14 protein-coding genes and 3 tRNA genes are annotated in these 15,850 nt (G+C 45.9%); 6 read left to right on the top strand and 11 right to left on the bottom strand.

Annotated elements, in window-relative coordinates; translation table 11 throughout:
- Positions 1–38: 38 nt before the first annotated feature.
- Together IQO02_RS12840 and epmB are read right to left on the bottom strand one after the other, a co-directional pair.
- Positions 39–527: an MgtC/SapB family protein gene (locus IQO02_RS12840; RefSeq protein ID WP_016787276.1), complete on the bottom strand. Its 489-nt coding sequence runs from the start codon at positions 525–527 to the stop codon at positions 39–41.
- Positions 528–729: 202 nt separating this feature from the next.
- On the bottom strand, positions 730–1,752 hold the full coding sequence (gene epmB, locus IQO02_RS12835) for an EF-P beta-lysylation protein EpmB (RefSeq protein WP_010434032.1): 1,023 nt from the start codon (positions 1,750–1,752) through the stop codon (positions 730–732).
- 33 nt (positions 1,753–1,785) lie between these two features.
- Here epmB and efp point away from each other — a divergent pair, with 33 nt between their 5' ends.
- Positions 1,786–2,352, top strand: a complete 567-nt coding sequence (gene efp, locus IQO02_RS12830) for an elongation factor P (protein WP_009847919.1) — start codon at positions 1,786–1,788, stop codon at positions 2,350–2,352.
- Positions 2,353–2,626: 274 nt separating this feature from the next.
- Here the strand turns inward: efp and frdD are convergent, their stop codons facing one another.
- Genes frdD through frdA form a run of 4 tightly spaced genes read right to left on the bottom strand, consistent with a single transcriptional unit; the run spans position 2,627 to position 5,998 of the window.
- Positions 2,627–3,013 carry a fumarate reductase subunit FrdD gene (gene frdD, locus IQO02_RS12825; protein ID WP_010434036.1) on the bottom strand — a complete coding sequence of 129 codons (387 nt, stop codon included), beginning with the start codon at positions 3,011–3,013 and terminating at the stop codon, positions 2,627–2,629.
- A 12-nt stretch (positions 3,014–3,025) separates the two neighbouring features.
- Positions 3,026–3,409 carry a fumarate reductase subunit FrdC gene (gene frdC, locus IQO02_RS12820; protein WP_010434039.1) on the bottom strand — a complete coding sequence of 128 codons (384 nt, stop codon included), beginning with the start codon at positions 3,407–3,409 and terminating at the stop codon, positions 3,026–3,028.
- A 1-nt stretch (position 3,410) separates the two neighbouring features.
- Positions 3,411–4,175, bottom strand: coding sequence for a succinate dehydrogenase/fumarate reductase iron-sulfur subunit (locus IQO02_RS12815; RefSeq protein ID WP_010434042.1), 765 nt, complete (start codon positions 4,173–4,175; stop codon positions 3,411–3,413).
- Positions 4,175–5,998, bottom strand: coding sequence for a fumarate reductase (quinol) flavoprotein subunit (gene frdA, locus IQO02_RS12810; RefSeq protein ID WP_010434045.1), 1,824 nt, complete (start codon positions 5,996–5,998; stop codon positions 4,175–4,177). Before frdA ends, IQO02_RS12815 begins: the two co-directional genes overlap by 1 nt.
- A 516-nt stretch (positions 5,999–6,514) precedes the next feature.
- Between frdA and epmA the strand changes: the two genes are divergently transcribed.
- Entirely contained in the window at positions 6,515–7,486 is a 972-nt protein-coding gene (gene epmA, locus IQO02_RS12805) for an elongation factor P--(R)-beta-lysine ligase (protein ID WP_016793743.1), read from the top strand.
- Positions 7,487–7,584: 98 nt separating this feature from the next.
- Here the strand turns inward: epmA and IQO02_RS12800 are convergent, their stop codons facing one another.
- The 5 genes from IQO02_RS12800 to rsgA all read right to left on the bottom strand — a co-directional run bounded on the left by IQO02_RS12800 (position 7,585) and on the right by rsgA (position 14,570).
- Positions 7,585–8,472, bottom strand: a complete 888-nt coding sequence (locus IQO02_RS12800; RefSeq protein ID WP_016787270.1) for a DMT family transporter — start codon at positions 8,470–8,472, stop codon at positions 7,585–7,587.
- Positions 8,473–8,606: 134 nt separating this feature from the next.
- The gene (locus IQO02_RS12795) at positions 8,607–10,487 is read right to left on the bottom strand and encodes a methyl-accepting chemotaxis protein (RefSeq protein WP_010434053.1); all 1,881 of its coding nucleotides are present in this window, start codon (positions 10,485–10,487) and stop codon (positions 8,607–8,609) included.
- A 275-nt stretch (positions 10,488–10,762) separates the two neighbouring features.
- Positions 10,763–12,178, bottom strand: coding sequence for an SLC13 family permease (locus IQO02_RS12790; RefSeq protein WP_010434057.1), 1,416 nt, complete (start codon positions 12,176–12,178; stop codon positions 10,763–10,765).
- Between the two features lie 293 nt (positions 12,179–12,471).
- The gene (gene asd / locus IQO02_RS12785; RefSeq protein ID WP_010434059.1) at positions 12,472–13,389 is read right to left on the bottom strand and encodes an archaetidylserine decarboxylase; all 918 of its coding nucleotides are present in this window, start codon (positions 13,387–13,389) and stop codon (positions 12,472–12,474) included.
- A gap of 125 nt (positions 13,390–13,514) precedes the next feature.
- The gene (gene rsgA / locus IQO02_RS12780) at positions 13,515–14,570 is read right to left on the bottom strand and encodes a small ribosomal subunit biogenesis GTPase RsgA (protein WP_010434062.1); all 1,056 of its coding nucleotides are present in this window, start codon (positions 14,568–14,570) and stop codon (positions 13,515–13,517) included.
- Between the two features lie 150 nt (positions 14,571–14,720).
- Between rsgA and orn the strand changes: the two genes are divergently transcribed.
- From orn to IQO02_RS12760, 4 genes are all read left to right on the top strand, one after another.
- Positions 14,721–15,266 carry an oligoribonuclease gene (orn, locus tag IQO02_RS12775; RefSeq protein WP_010434065.1) on the top strand — a complete coding sequence of 182 codons (546 nt, stop codon included), beginning with the start codon at positions 14,721–14,723 and terminating at the stop codon, positions 15,264–15,266.
- 179 nt (positions 15,267–15,445) lie between these two features.
- A tRNA-Gly gene (locus tag IQO02_RS12770) sits at positions 15,446–15,521 on the top strand.
- A gap of 61 nt (positions 15,522–15,582) precedes the next feature.
- Positions 15,583–15,659, top strand: a tRNA-Met gene (locus IQO02_RS12765).
- Positions 15,660–15,735: 76 nt separating this feature from the next.
- Positions 15,736–15,811, top strand: a tRNA-Gly gene (locus tag IQO02_RS12760).
- The last annotated feature ends 39 nt before the right edge of the window (positions 15,812–15,850 follow it).

The following is a 15,850-nucleotide window of genomic DNA, read 5'->3' as shown; positions in this document are numbered from 1 at the left end:
AATACGTTCTGCGATAGCAATGCCTCTAAGATGCGACGCTATTTCTTGATGCGGCCCTTGTTCATCCATTTCTGATGCACACCACGACGCAGGCTCTGGAAGCTGTTTTCTACCTTATCGACACCAAGCAAGATAACCAGCGCCATTAGCGTGATGATAACAGACTGAGATAGGTGCCCTAAGGCTATCATCATCCCCAAAGCCGCCAGCACCCAGATGATCGCGGCAGACGTGACGCCATGAATCTTACCATCCAATGTCATCATTACTCCTGCACCAAGAAACCCGACCCCCGTTATTATCTGACCAAGCACACGGGCTTGATCGAGCGTGTTAGGAGATAAGCTAATCGCCATGGTGAGAAAGAAATAAGTACCGCTGATAATCAAAATTGAGGTTCGTATTCCAACGGGTTTACCGCGGGTTTGCCTTTCGATGCCGATTAACGAACCACACAGCATACATACCGCGAGGCCTGCCCAGCTAAAGGGGGCAAGGTTGAGAGTTTGTTCTATAAATTGTGGCATATCACCCCTCCTAAAAATTTAGAATAGAGCCGAGTATGCTAATAATAGACCGGACGATCGAACAAAAACTTTTTGTCTTAACGATTGGATTGTCTGCTTGAGGTTTAACAGCCAGTGGTGGTCAATGAGAAAGTAGGGGCTTCTGTCTCTGTCGCTTCTTGGTATTCAAGACGATAAGAAGCGACCATTGCTCGAGATAGAGTTATTCAATGTGCAGATCGAGTGGTGTCTTACTGCTGCGGCCGCCGATCTCGCGAGTTAACTTAGGCACTAGGTAACCAGAAACTTCAGAGATTAACCCCCTAAAGTGGGCTTTTGCTTCTTCATCTGAGATATAGAAGTGAGCGGCGCCCTGAACCTTATCAAGAACATGCATATAGTACGGTAAAACACCGGCATCGAATAGCTTTTCGCTCAACTCTTTCAATGAGTTAGCGCTGTCGTTGACGCCTTTTAGCATCACGCCCTGATTAAGCAGAGTCGCACCACTGAGTTTCAACTTATGGAAAGCTTGTTTGAGCTCCACGTTGATTTCATTGGCATGATTGATATGGCTGACCATGACTACATTGAGGCGAGTTTGAGCTAACAATTGGCATAGTTCATCAGTCACTCGAGCAGGGATCACAACCGGTAATCGGCTATGAATTCGAACGGTTTTTACATGCGGGATCTGTTCGATAGCATGGATAAGCCATTCGAGTTCGCTGTCTTTGGCCATCAAAGGGTCGCCACCCGATAAGATAACTTCGTTGATCTCGGGATGTTGAGCCACATAATCGAGGCTGGTTTGCCACACAGACTTAGAACCCTTGTTGTCTTGATAAGGGAAATGGCGACGGAAGCAGTAGCGGCAGTTTACAGCGCACCCCCCTTTTACAATCATCAGTGCGCGGTTTTTGTATTTATGCAGCAGTCCAGGTATTGCGTTTTCTTGCTCTTCTAGCGGATCGGCTGAATAGCCTTGATGAACCTCGAACTCTTCGTTGAGTGGTAACACCTGACGCAATAAAGGGTCGTGTGGGTTGCCTTTTTCCATTCGCTCTACAAAGCTTAGGGGTACTCGAAGTGAAAACAGCTCTCGTGCCGCGAATCCTTTTTGCCACGGTGTTGGGTCTATTTCTAATGCTTCAAGCAGTTTTGTCGGGTCAGAGATCGCATTCGATAGTTGTTTGAGCCAGTTTTGCTCAACAGATTCGACTTTTCGGGTTATGATATGCGGCATTGAAATTAACTCAAAGATGTGGAAGAGAAAATCATGGCGTCAGTAAGCACCAATGAATTCAAAGGCGGTTTAAAATTCATGTTAGATAATGAGCCTTGCGCAATTATCGACAATGAATACGTTAAGCCAGGTAAAGGCCAAGCGTTTAACCGTGTAAAACTTCGTAAACTGCTGTCAGGCAAAGTGTTAGAGAAAACATTCAAATCAGGCGAAAGCTTTGAGCTTGCAGATGTTGTTGACGTTGAACTAGGTTACCTATACAACGATGGCGAATTCTACCACTTCATGAACAACGAAACATTTGAGCAAATCGCAGCAGACGTAAAAGCAGTCGCTGACTCAGCAAAATGGTTAGTTGAAAATGACGTTTGTACTCTAACGTTGTGGAATGATAACCCTATCACTGTTACTCCGCCAAACTTTGTTGAGATCGAAGTAACTGAAACTGATCCTGGCCTTAAAGGCGATACACAGGGTACGGGTGGTAAACCTGCAACTCTAGCAACAGGCGCGGTTGTTCGTGTACCTCTATTCATCGCTATCGGTGAAGTTGTTAAAGTTGATACTCGTACTGGCGAATACGTTGGTCGTGTGAAGTAATTTGATTGTGTCCATCTTGTTTAAGGTGGCTCAGTGAAATAGAAAAGGTCGCTTATCGCGGCCTTTTTTGTATCTGGCGATCAGGAGAAGCGGTAGGGGCAGATGCGAGTAACCGAGATGCGAGATACGAAGAGCGGGAAGATCAAGAACGAGTGAGCTAGATGTGTGGTATTCGACAAACAATAAAAAAGCAGAGCTGGATAACCTAGCTCTGCTTTCGATTTTCTGTTCTTAAGTGCTTCGAATCTCGATTACTCGAATCTGCTCTTAACTGTTAAATCATAAAAATGAAGATAACAGACAGTGCGCTGATTAGGCCTGCGAAGAAGTAGCAACCCACTTTACCAGCAACGCCGACGTGGAACTTAAGGTCGTGCATGCCGTGGTGAAGACGGTGCATTGCATGCCACATTGGCAGTGCCAGCGTACCGATGATGAATAGCGCACCGATAATGCTGGTGGCGAATTCAGACACACGCTCGTAGCTCATTGCGTCAGCATCGATAATGCCCATTGGTACTAAGATACCTAACACTAGAATCGTGATAGGTGTGATCATCGCGAACCAAGTACCGCCAGCGCCAAATAGGCCCCACCAGATTGGCTCATCAGAGCGTTTAGGATCGTGGTTAACAGGTTTCACTTTGTAATTTGTGTTCATAACGAAAGCTCCTTACACCACAACAAGAACGATTAAAGAAATGAAAGCGACCGCTGCCCACTGAGTCAATACGATGATTCTTTTATCAACCAATTTACCTTTAAGGCGGATTGGCATTACTTGAGGCATCATGCTGAAGAAGGTTTGAGCGTGCATTAAGCTGCCCAGTAGCGCCACGATATTAATACCGATAACAACAGGGTTAGCCATAAAGCTTAACCAACCTGCCCATGCTTCAGGGCCTTTCACCAATGAACCCAAACCGAAGGTTAGGAATACAGTGAACAGAATCAAAGGCAGTACAGTTGCTTCACGTAACATGTAGAAGCGGTAGAACGGATGGTTGCTCCACCACGTTCTGTTCATCTCACGAACATAAGGTTTACGTTTGCTCATCTTATGCCTCCTCTGCTGATTTTACTTGCGATCCATCTGGCTTGAACATCGAGATAACGAAGTCCATTGAAGACTCAACTTTGCCTTGGTTAACGGCCGCTGCTGGGTCTACTTTCTTCGGACAAACTTCAGAACAGTAACCAACGAACGTACAACCCCAAGCGCCGTTTTCACCATTGATCAGCTTCATACGTTCAGCTTTACCGTTGTCACGGCTATCTAGGTTGTATCGGTGAGCCAGAGTAAGAGCTGCAGGGCCGATGAACTCAGGGTTTAGACCAAACTGAGGACACGCCGCGTAACACAAACCACAGTTGATGCAGTTAGCGAACTGTTTGTACTTCGCCATTTGCTCTGGAGTTTGGATGTTGGTGCCGTCTTCTGGTTTACGGTCGTTACCGATGATGTAAGGCTTGATCGCTTCAAGGCGCTCGATGAACGGTGTCATGTCGACAATCAAATCTTTCTCGATTGGGAAGTTAGCCAATGGCTCAATTTTGAAGCCGTTTGGATAATCACGTAAGAAGCTCTTACACGCCAGTTTTGGCACGCCATCAACCATGATGCCGCAAGAACCACAAATCGCCATACGACAAGACCAACGGTAAGACAGGTCTTTATCTAGGTTATCTTTGATGTAACCAATCGCATCAAGTACTGACATGGTTTCATCAAACGGAACTTCAAAGGTTTGAAAGTGAGGTTCTGCATCTTGCTCAGGGTCATAACGCAGGATTTCAATTTTTTGGATTCGATTCGCTGACATTATGCTTGCTCCTCTTCGCTCTTCTTCGCATTCTCTTCTGCTGCTTTTTCAGCGGCAGCGGCTTTCTCTGCAGCTTCACCGTACAGACGAGCTTTAGGTTGAGATTTAGTAATCTTAACGCCGCTGTAGTCGATGGTTGGTGCTGCATCTTCGTTGTAGAACGATAGAGAGTGTTTCAGGAAGTTCACGTCGTCACGTTCTGTGCAGTTGTCGTCTAGACGTTGGTGCGCACCGCGAGACTCTTTACGAAGAATAGCTGAGTGAACCATCGCTTCAGCAACTTCAAGACCGTAGCCGACTTCGATAGCGTAAAGTAGGTCCGTGTTGAACACTTGGCCTTTGTCTTTAATGCTGATTTTTTTGTAACGTGCTTTTAGCTCAGTGATTTTGTCGATGGTTTCTTGCATCAAGTCTTCTTGACGGTAGATACCACAACCCGCTTCCATGGTGTGACCCATTTCAGTACGGATATCAGCCCAGTTCTCATCGCCTTCTTGGCTTAGCAGACCTGCGATGCGATCTTCAACCGCTTTTACTTGCTTCGCGATAGACTCTTCATTCCAGCCTTTGAATTCTGCTGCACGTTTCACGGCTTGTTCACCCGCTACGCGACCAAATACAACGAACTCAGCCAGAGAGTTAGAACCTAGACGGTTTGCACCGTGCAGACCAACTGAAGCACATTCACCAACAGCGAATAGACCTTTAATGCGAGTTTCACAGGTACCGTTAGTTTCAATACCACCCATGGTGTAGTGAACGGTCGGACGAATTGGGATTGGCTCTTTTGCTGGGTCGACGTTTACGTACGCTTTTGCTAGCTCACAGATAAACGGTAGGCGTTCTTGCAGGTACTCTTCACCAAGGTGGCGAAGGTCAAGGTGTACGACATCACCAAGCGGGTGCTTGATGGTGTTGCCTTTCTGCTGCTCGTGCCAGAATGCTTGAGAAACTTTGTCACGAGGACCCAGTTCCATGTATTTGTTTTTCGGCTCGCCCACTGGAGTTTCAGGGCCCATGCCGTAATCTTGGAGGTAACGGTAGCCGTTCTTGTTGACGATGATACCGCCTTCACCACGACAACCTTCGGTCATCAAGATGCCAGTGCCTGGTAGGCCTGTTGGGTGGTATTGAACGAACTCCATATCACGCAGTGGTACACCGTGGCGATAAGCCATTGCCATACCGTCGCCAGTTACGATGCCGCCGTTGGTATTACAGTGGTAAACACGACCTGCGCCACCCGTTGCTAGAACAACAGATTTTGCTTTGATGGTAACAAGCTCACCTTCAGACATGTGAATCGCGATTAGGCCTTGTACTTCGCCATCTTCAACGATCAAATCCACCACAAAGTACTCATCAAATCGTTTGATTGTGTCGTACTTCATCGAAGTCTGGAACAGAGTATGAAGCATGTGGAAGCCGGTTTTATCCGCTGCGAACCACGTTCTCTCTACCTTCATACCGCCGAATCGGCGTACGTTTACTTCACCGTTTTCTTTACGACTCCATGGGCAGCCCCATTGTTCCATTTGGATCATTTCGCGAGTCGAGTTTTCAACAAAGTATTCAACAACATCCTGTTCACATAGCCAGTCGCCACCGCCAACAGTATCGTTGAAGTGGTTATCTAGGCTATCTTCGTCTTTAATTACTGCTGCTGAACCGCCTTCTGCTGCTACCGTGTGCGAGCGCATTGGGTAAACTTTAGAAATCAGTGCTACTTCCAATTCAGGATTAGCTTCAGCCGCAGCGATAGCTGTACGAAGACCAGCGCCGCCTGCGCCGATGACTGCGATATCTGTGGTAATTGTCTTCACAGTTATTCTCCAGTGTGATGCGGAGTATTCCGCTTGTAATTATAAAAAGCTTATTGGTAGCACTTACTAATTGGCAGTACTTACTTATTGAGAGCACTTACTAATCGATAGCACTTACTAACTAATAGTACGTAAACGGTATCAACCGCTTATCACCCCTAAGCCTTAAGTGGTAGGTTCAGTGTACGAGAGGAAGGTATTCTAAAAGTTGATGTATTTGGGTTTTTAGGTCGGTAATGCATATGGGGGCATAGAAATTATAGGTTATGTGACTGCAATCACGGCAATGAATTGTTGATAACGATTCCCCCACAAGAGTCGTGTTAACGGCTTGTTGAGTATGATTTTTGTTATCAATGTGGCTAGCGGCTAAATATTAGTAAATGTATTGTAGTACGTAATTTTCTGGCTTCATAAAACAACATGCTGGTTTGATAAGGCAAAGATAGAAGCTTACAAAAGAGACGAAAAGTGGTAATTTTCGTCGCCTAGAATTCAGTGATATGGAACTTAATAATGCACTCCACATGGCAACCTGCCGCAACCATTAAGCAGTTAAAGCAACGTGCTGATATCCTTAATCAAATCCGTCATTTTTTTGCAAAGCGAGACGTGATGGAAGTGGATACGCCAGCCATGAGTCACGCCACGGTGACGGACGTGCATTTACATACCTTCAAAACTGAATTCGTAGGGCCGGGTTATGCGCACGGTCAGCCTCTGTTCTTTATGACGAGCCCAGAGTTTCATATGAAACGACTGTTAGCGGCGGGCAGTGGTTGTATCTACCAAATTTGTAAGTCTTTCCGTAACGAAGAAAATGGTCGTTATCATAACCCTGAGTTCACCATGTTGGAGTGGTATCGCGTGGGGTTTGATCACCACGATTTGATGGACGAAATGGACCTCCTATTGCAGCAAATCTTAAAGTCTGACAAAGCGGAGCGAATGACTTACCAGCAAGCCTTTATTGATGTGTTGGGTGTTTGTCCGCTGGAAGACTCGATGGATACGCTGAAGCAAGCGGCTGCACCACTTGGGTTAAGTGATATTGCGGATCCTGAAGAAGATCGCGATACGCTATTACAGCTTCTTTTCAGTATTGGGGTAGAGGCGAAAATAGGCCAAGATGTTCCGGCCTTTGTTTATGATTTCCCAGCATCGCAAGCAGCGTTAGCCAAGATCAATTCTGATGACTCAAGAGTAGCGGATCGCTTTGAGGTGTATTTCAAAGGCATCGAGTTAGCTAACGGCTTCCACGAGTTAGATAAACCGCAAGAGCAACTTAAGCGCTTTGAAGATGACAATGCAAAACGTATCGAGATGGGATTATCGCCTCAACCGATTGATCATCATTTGATTGAGGCATTAAAAGCGGGCTTGCCAGACTGTGCAGGTGTTGCTTTAGGTATTGATCGTCTGATCATGTTGGCTTTGGGCTACGACCATATCGATGACGTGACGGCTTTTCCGTTCCCGCGTTCTTAGCTTTTTGCTTTTGTTGTTATTGAGAGTTAATGGTCATTAGCTATTAACCATTAGCTATTAACTATTAACTCTCAGCTTCCAGCTTCCAACTCGCCTCACTAGCTGACCAGAATCCCAGTGCCCACTACGGCAACAATGGCGCCTATCCAAGCGTAGGCATTTGGCCTCTGTTTGGTGTACAACCAGAGTATTGGTAACAACATGATGGGTGTGGTCGAAGATAACAGTGCGACCATACCGACATTGCCTTCCTGCAACGCATACAAAATCAGTGTCATTCCCACGGCCATCGCTAAAAAGCCATTAACCGCAGTAATTGCGAATATCTGTTTATTCATTGGGTTGATTGCGCGTGAAAGTTTAGCGCCCGTTAAACGAAACAGAGAGTGAGCCACAAAGGCGGTGATCATTCGAATGGCTGAAGCGGCGACAGGGTCGATGTTGGTTTGCATTACCGGCTTTGCAATGATGCCACCTAGCGCCTGGCAGATAGCGGCTGTAATTCCCAGAGCAACGCCAATCCACACTGTGCCTTTGATGGTTTCGAGCTGGTTTTTCGCTTGTCCACGACGACCAAAGAAGATGGCGGTTAATACCCCACTAAACACCAACGCTGAGCCAATAAGCTCAACCGAAGTCATGCTTTCGCTAAACAGGAAGTAGCCGAGAATAGCGGAAAATACCGCGTGACAAGAGAACAGCAAACCGGCTTGGCGTGGCCCCATGCGATTCAAGCACGCGAACAGGGCGGTATCACCAATGAAGATACCAATAAGGCCAGACAGCATCATAGGTGTGACGAGGTCGGCTTCGACACTTGACCACCCACCGGTGAACCAAGCCATGCTCGATAAGATGATTGCGGTGCAACCCATACGCCATCGGCTATAGGCAAAAGAACCTAAGTGTTGAGCGGGTTTTACTGACATCAGGCTTGCTATCGCCCATAGAAAAGCGGCGGCTAGAGCTAACCATTCAAATCCCATGTCATTAACGTCCTTGTGTCTGGGATAAATTAGCTCATCAATATGCATCAAACCGAACTGAGAACAAAGTGATTCTTAACAAAAGAACCATGAACGTGGACAGTTCGGCTTAGCTTGATGTGATTAATGACGCGTTACACCTTAAAGCGCTCCACATCTTGGCGCATCGACTCTGCTGCATTGCTCATTTCATTTGAACTGTTGCGGCTGCTTTCTGCTTGCTGCGCAAGATCGTCAGAGGCATCTTTGATGCCTTGCGTATTACGGCTGATGTCTTCGCTGACCGCGCGTTGCTCTTCTGCAGCACTGGCGATTTGCAGCGCCATGTCGTTGATTTCAGTGATCGCATGAGTGATTTTAGTCAGGCTGCCATGAGCTTGCTCGGCGAATCCAACACTATTTTCGGCCAGTTGAGTGCTGGTGGTCATGCTTTCAACGGCATGTTGAGTATTCTTTTGCAGCGTATCAATCATCACGCGGATCTCTTCCGTCGAACCATGCGTTCGTTGACTTAGCACTCGTACTTCATCGGCCACAACGGCAAACCCGCGACCTTGTTCACCTGCACGGGCGGCTTCAATCGCTGCATTCAATGCCAACAGGTTAGTTTGCTCGGCAATGCCCTGAATGGTGGATAGGATCTGGTTGATGCTTTGCGCATTACTCTCTAATTCACGAATCACATTGGCGGCGTCTTCAACTTGAGTTGCGAGGCCAGTAATCGCATCACGGTTTTGTTGAATGACTTCTTGGCCTTCATTACAAGCGGTCGCAGATGCCTGAGAGGCGGATGCGGTTAATTCGGCATGGCTAGCGACTTCGGCTGCGGTGGCTGACATCTCATGAATCGCAGTCGCAATCTGGTTGATGTCGTTTTGTTGATTCTCAACTCGGATAGAAGATTGAGTGGCCAGTTGATTGGCTTTTTCTGCATGGTTGTTGAGGTCGTGGCTGTGCTCTATGACGCCTTTCAACATGCTTTGCATTTGACTCAAGAACTGGTTCACAAGCTCGGCAAGTTTGCCAATCTCATCCATACGTGTGATATCAATACGTTGGGTGAGGTCACCTCTGCCTTGAGCGAGTTGAGTCAGCGCTGTAGACAGTGTTTGTAATGGAGAAAGTAGGCGGTTGATAACCACGGTACTCGCTATTGAAATGATGATGTACAAAATCAAAGAGGTCAGCGTGATGAATTGAATGGCATCGGATACTGCAGAAAACGCCATTTCTTTATCGATAACAATACCTAGCGACCAATCGGTGTTCGGGACATTGGCAATATAGACCAGTTTATCGCCTTGACCAGGCCAAGTTAGCGTAGTGATCATTTGGTCTTGGAGTAGTTGTGACACCTTGCTGGTTGTTAGTTCCGGATTCAAACTGGTCAGGGGTTTTTGACTCAAGGCTTCATCACTGTACGCCACGATGTTGTTGTTACCATCCACTAAAAATGCAAAACCATCGTTCTCGAGTTTTACATTGAGTACGGTATCAATAATGCTGGTAACGGTTAAGTCTGCTGCGAGGACGCCCTGTTTTTCACCGTTGAATGCTTTGGCAAAGCTGATGACGATACTGCCGTCAAAATCTTGGTAAGGTTCGGTAATGATGAGGTCTGATGTTGCGCTGGCATCTTGATACCAAGGGCGGGTACGTGGATCGTAGCCTGCTGGCCAATCTTCACCTTTGTCGCCATAAGCGATTGTGCCATCGCTGAAACCTGCATAAACAGACAGGAATTGTCCGGCTTGTTTGGTGATTAATAACTCGCGGTCAGAATTACTATTGCTTGAAATGGTCGATTCATTGGCAAGCATCATATCACTGCGGATGGAGAGCCAATCAGCAATATAATTTGTGGTGCCAACACTGACATTTTTCATTTCTTGGTTGATCGCGATTTCAGTTTCTTGAGTGAGTTGATTAACCGATATCCAAGCTTGGGTACCACTCACAACGGCGATAATGATCGCAATGGCGATCTGAATTTTAAATTTAATAGTATGTCTCAAGGTCCATTCCTCTCTATTAGACAAAAACCTAATTACGTACTTAATGGTGAATTGACGTGTCTTTGATGCGTGTATAGTGCCGCTCTCTCAAGTGGAATAAATGTGCTTAAAATCATAAATTATAAATATATCGATCCTACTTTTTGACAAACAGTGAAGTGGAATCACAGTTATTTATCGATTGAAAACTGATCAACCCTCCAGCTAGCGAAATTAGGACTGCTATCTGGAGGGCTGTAGTGAAAAGTTAACGTGCTAGGTGATAATAAGCCGTGTTAGGTGATAATAAACAGCGCGAGGTAGACCATTAATAAGCCTACGATACCTAAGATGATACCCATCTTCGCCATGTCTTTGCTTTCGATAAGCCCGGTTGAGTAAGCCAACGAATTGGGCGGTGTCGATACCGGAAGAATCATACCCAGTGAGGCGGAGAAGGCGACCACAACCAGCAAGCCTTGTAGGCCACCAATTGCGACTAAGCTTTCCATCGATGCGCCGATCGCAGCGGCAATAGGCATCAGTAAGTTGGCCGTCGCGGTGTTCGACATGAAGTTCGCCATTAACCAACACACGATAGACAATGTCAGTACCACAGCTGCAGGTGAGAGCGATTCATAGTCAATCGCGTGTGCCAATGCCGCCGCTAAGCCTGTTTTATCCAAGCCGATACCAATCGCGATACCACCGGCGACTAACCACAACACGTCCCAGTTAATTAGCTTAAGTTCTTCTTTGCCCATGATGCCGGTCAGTGTAAAGACGGCCAGTGGAATAATAGAGACTACGTAGGTGTTCATACCATGCAGTTTTGTCGTCATCCACAACAGAATCGTTGCGGCGAAGGTGATGTAAACGACAATCGCTCGCCAACTTTTTCTAAACTGTCCATTGAGCTTGAGTACCATGTTCTTCTGCTTGGAAGGAAAGAGTTTCTGAAGAAGGAACCAAGCGATAGTGAGTTGAATGATTACGAAGGGCAAGCCCATCATCATCCAACTTAAGAAGTCGATACTGTTTTCGCCAGTTAAATACTGCAATGCTATTGCGTTGGGCGGTGTACCGATTGGAGTGGCGATACCACCGGTGTTGGCCGCAATTGGAATACACAACACGAGTGCTTTAATCCCCATGTCGCCTTTAGGCGCAGAAGCCACAATTGGGCCTAGTAGAGCAAGCATCATGACTGTGGTCGCGGTGTTCGACATAAACATCGAGAACACGGCAGTAATCAGCATTAAGCCAAGCATAATGAAGCGCGGCTCTGTACCAAATGGCTTGAGCAGTACTCGGGCTAAGTTGTTGTCGAGTTCGTACTTGGATGCCGAGATAGCGAGTGCAAAACCACCCATGAAGAGGATGATGATTGGTGACGAAAACGCACCGAATATGTCGGTATATTTGATTAACTCACCGAGATCGTGTCCTGCTGGTGGGCTTCTGAATAAATGTAAGCCTTTGTCGGAAATCATCACCAATTCAAGTGCAATGATCAGAATTGACGTCGCGAATACCGGAACCGGTTCCAGAACCCAAAGTAGCGCAGCTAATAGAAATATCGCCAGTAAGCGGTGCTGAATCAAGGTGAGGTTATCTATGGGGATCGAGTCGATAGGCATGAATAGCACGCCCAAGGGAATCGCAAAACAAATCAATAGCTTGACCAATACGCCAACATTGAGTTTAGGCATGATACAAAGACCCTATGAATAAAATATCTTCAAATAGAGTAAGTTATCTGGATTTTTGGTACTTGGAGACGGGTTGTAAAATCGAAAAGTTGTTGAAGGTTTCGACAATTGTTTTGTTTTTGGTCAATTTTTTAATGAAGAGGTCTGAATTTGTTACGAAGGGCTATGAGCTTGTTATTTATGGCTATTAACTTGTTACGAAGCGCTACGAACAGTATGGTCGGTGACGAAAAAGGCGTGTTATTTACTAGAAATAACGCGCCTTTAGAATGTCTATGAACGAACTCAAGAAGCTATGCTTGGTCTGTATTCTCAACCGTTTCAGCCGCGTCTTCACTTACTTCAGCGTTTTTGCCTGCAATATGCGCGAAAGGGGTGCCTAGAACGGTTTTCTCACCATTCTGCATCGTTTCGTCAAACTTGATGGCATCTTTAGCAAATAGATTGATAACCGTTGAACCAAGTTTAAAGCGACCCATCTCTTCACCTTTTTTCAAGACGATTGCTTTATCACCTTGTGCAGGGTAGTCCCATTTGTAAACAGAGTTACCGCGAGGTGGTGTGATAGTGCCAGCCCATACTTGTTCGATACTGCCGACGATAGTTGCGCCAACCAGCACCTGTGCCATTGGGCCAAACTCTGTATCGAAGATACAAACCACACGCTCATTACGTGCGAATAGGTTTGGAACATTCTCTGCCGTTAGCGGGTTTACAGAGAAAAGGTCACCAGGAACGTAGATCATCTGGCGCAGTGTGCCATCGCATGGCATGTGAACACGGTGGTAATCACTTGGCGATAAGTAAAGTGTCGCGAATTCGCCGTCTTTGAACTCATCCGCTAGGCTTGAATCACCGCCCAATAGTTCGCGAGCTGAGTAGTTGTGGCCTTTAGCTTGAATAAGTTGGCCGTCAGTAATTGGGCCAAATTGGCTTACGCGTGCATCAGCAGGGTGAACAATAACAGACTCACCTTCAGCAATAGGACGCATGCCTTCTTTCAATTCACGTACGAAGAATTCATTGAATGTTTTAAAGTGTTTTGGATCGCTATGCAGAGCTTCATCCATGTTTACTTTGTATTGCTTGATGAACCAGTTGATGATCGCTGTCGTTAAGCCACCCGCTTTAGCAGACGCCAGTTTACCGACTAGGCGAGTTAGCCCATGCTGTGGGATCCAGTACTGCAATCCAACTTTAATCTTATCCATTGTATTAATTTTCCAATGCTAATTGTTTTTCAATTAAATCTGTCGATGACGGTTTAGGGCGCGAGATGTTACTTAAATTCACGCCAATTGTCAGTAAATGCACACATTTGTTCACAAAAACGCGATTAGAGATCGGCTTTCTTGCTTCGTGAGTACTGACGGTTATCTTTGTTGTCAGCCATGGTTTCAATAATGCGATGGTAGCTAGCAAAACGTAAACGGCTGATTCTACCGTCTTCTACGGCTTCACGTAGAAGGCATCCTGGGTCGTCATTGTGTTTACAATCACGGAACTTACAACCACCTAGAAATGGCTTGAATTCAATGAAAGCGTCAGTGATTTCGTCTGGTTCTAAATGCCATAAGCCGAATTCACGTACCCCTGGGGAATCGATAAGATCGCCACCAGAAGGGAAGTGATACAAACGTGCTGCCGTTGTCGTGTGTTGACCCAGCCCTGAGTTTTCAGAAACGGCGCCTTCCTCGATATCTAGTGTTGGCATGAGTGCATTCACTAAGCTTGATTTACCCACGCCAGATTGACCAACAAAAATGTTGATGCGATCTTTGAGTTCAGCTTCCAGCTCTTTGATGCCGTAACCCGACTCTTTACTCACAAACATCACCTTGTAGCCGATTTTTTCGTACACTTTCAGTGTTTCGCGGTATTCAGCAATCTGTTTTTCAGTCAGTAGGTCGACTTTATTGAGAACCACAAGTGGGGCAATGTTGACGGTTTCTGAGGCAATTAAGTAACGGTCGATAATATTAAGTGATAGCTCGGGTAACACTGCCGATACGATAACCATTTGGTCAACGTTTGCAGCAACTGGTTTTAGGCCATCGTAGTAATCAGGGCGAGTCAGCATTGAAGTTCTTGGCTCAACTGCTTCTACTACACCTGAAATACCAGCCATCGACTCTAAGCCTGCGCGCCAAGTTACTCGGTCACCAGAAACTAAGGTCTCGATACTACGGCGTAAGTTACAACGATGAACTTCGTTAGTTTCAAGATCTTCGATATCAGCATGTTGCCCAAAGCGCGTAATGACCAATCCGCTTTTTGTGCCACCAAGCATGTTCTCATCCCATTGGATAGAATCTTCTTTCTTGAGTCGCTTGTTCTGGTTGCTACGTACACGACGTACCTGACCTTTAGTTAACTTCTTTTTTTTAGCCACAATTTTTCACTTAACACATCTAACTTGATGATTGGGGACTCAAACAAGGTGTTGCTGGTGCCATATGATTTCGATGGCCCTAGAGCTAGTTTGAGTATAGTTATTTGGGTATAGTACCTCTTTTACACATAAACAAATAGGCGACGCCTTATGTCCTTTAGCGATCAGAACCTGATTTGGGTTGATCTAGAGATGACTGGACTTGATCCTGAAACTCACAAAATCATTGAAATTGCGACTATCGTTACCGATAGTGAGCTTAACATCCTGGCTGAAGGACCTGTTTTGGCTATTCACCAACCTCAGAGTGAATTGGACAAGATGGATGAGTGGTGCACAACGACTCATACCGGCAGTGGTCTAGTTAAGCGAATTCAAGAAAGCACGGTTTCAGAGCAAGATGCGATTCAACAAACCATTGAGTTTCTTGAGAAATGGGTACCAAAAGGTAAGTCACCGATTTGTGGTAACAGCATTGGTCAAGACCGCCGTTTCCTATACAAACACATGCCTGAGTTGGAAGAGTACTTCCACTACCGCTATGTTGACGTAAGCACTTTGAAAGAGCTGACTCGCCGTTGGAAACCTGAAGTGTTAGATGGGTTTTCTAAGTCGGGAAGCCACCTTGCATTAGACGATATTCGTGAGTCGATTGCTGAGCTGCAGTACTACCGAAAAACGATTATTAACATCTAATCAGATCAAACGATCACGTTTATCTAACTTTTCAGGGACATAAGAGCCAATTTTTTTGCAAATCTGTGTGCTTTTACAGCAGTTGAGTAAAAACTTTCGTAATTTTGCATTAAGGACTTGCATCACAAAAAAATGCTCTTATAATTCGCAGCCCTGAACGGCGAAAGACGTTTCAGATTGCGATACTAGCTCAGTTGGTAGAGCGCAACCTTGCCAAGGTTGAGGTCATCGGTTCGAACCCGATGTATCGCTCCAATTTCTTTCTTAGGATCGATGTTGGAAATATAGAGTCATTAACTTAAATAATGCATCCGGACGCGGGATGGAGCAGTTTGGTAGCTCGTCGGGCTCATAACCCGAAGGTCGTCGGTTCAAATCCGGCTCCCGCAACCACATTACAGCTACACGTTGATAGCTTCTTTGCAGTAAGAACTTAGTTTCTAGCAGAGAAGATGAACGGTTAGCTTATGCGATACTAGCTCAGTTGGTAGAGCGCAACCTTGCCAAGGTTGAGGTCATCGGTTCGAACCCGATGTATCGCTCCAAATTCTCTCTTTTTAGAGAACAGCCTCATTGTCTTAAAC

The sequence above is a fragment of the Vibrio sp. OPT24 genome (assembly GCF_015163545.1).
Taxonomy (GTDB): Bacteria; Pseudomonadota; Gammaproteobacteria; order Enterobacterales; family Vibrionaceae; genus Vibrio; species Vibrio cyclitrophicus.
Note: the sequence above shows the minus strand (reverse complement) of the source record. Positions and strands in the feature narration are given on the sequence as shown.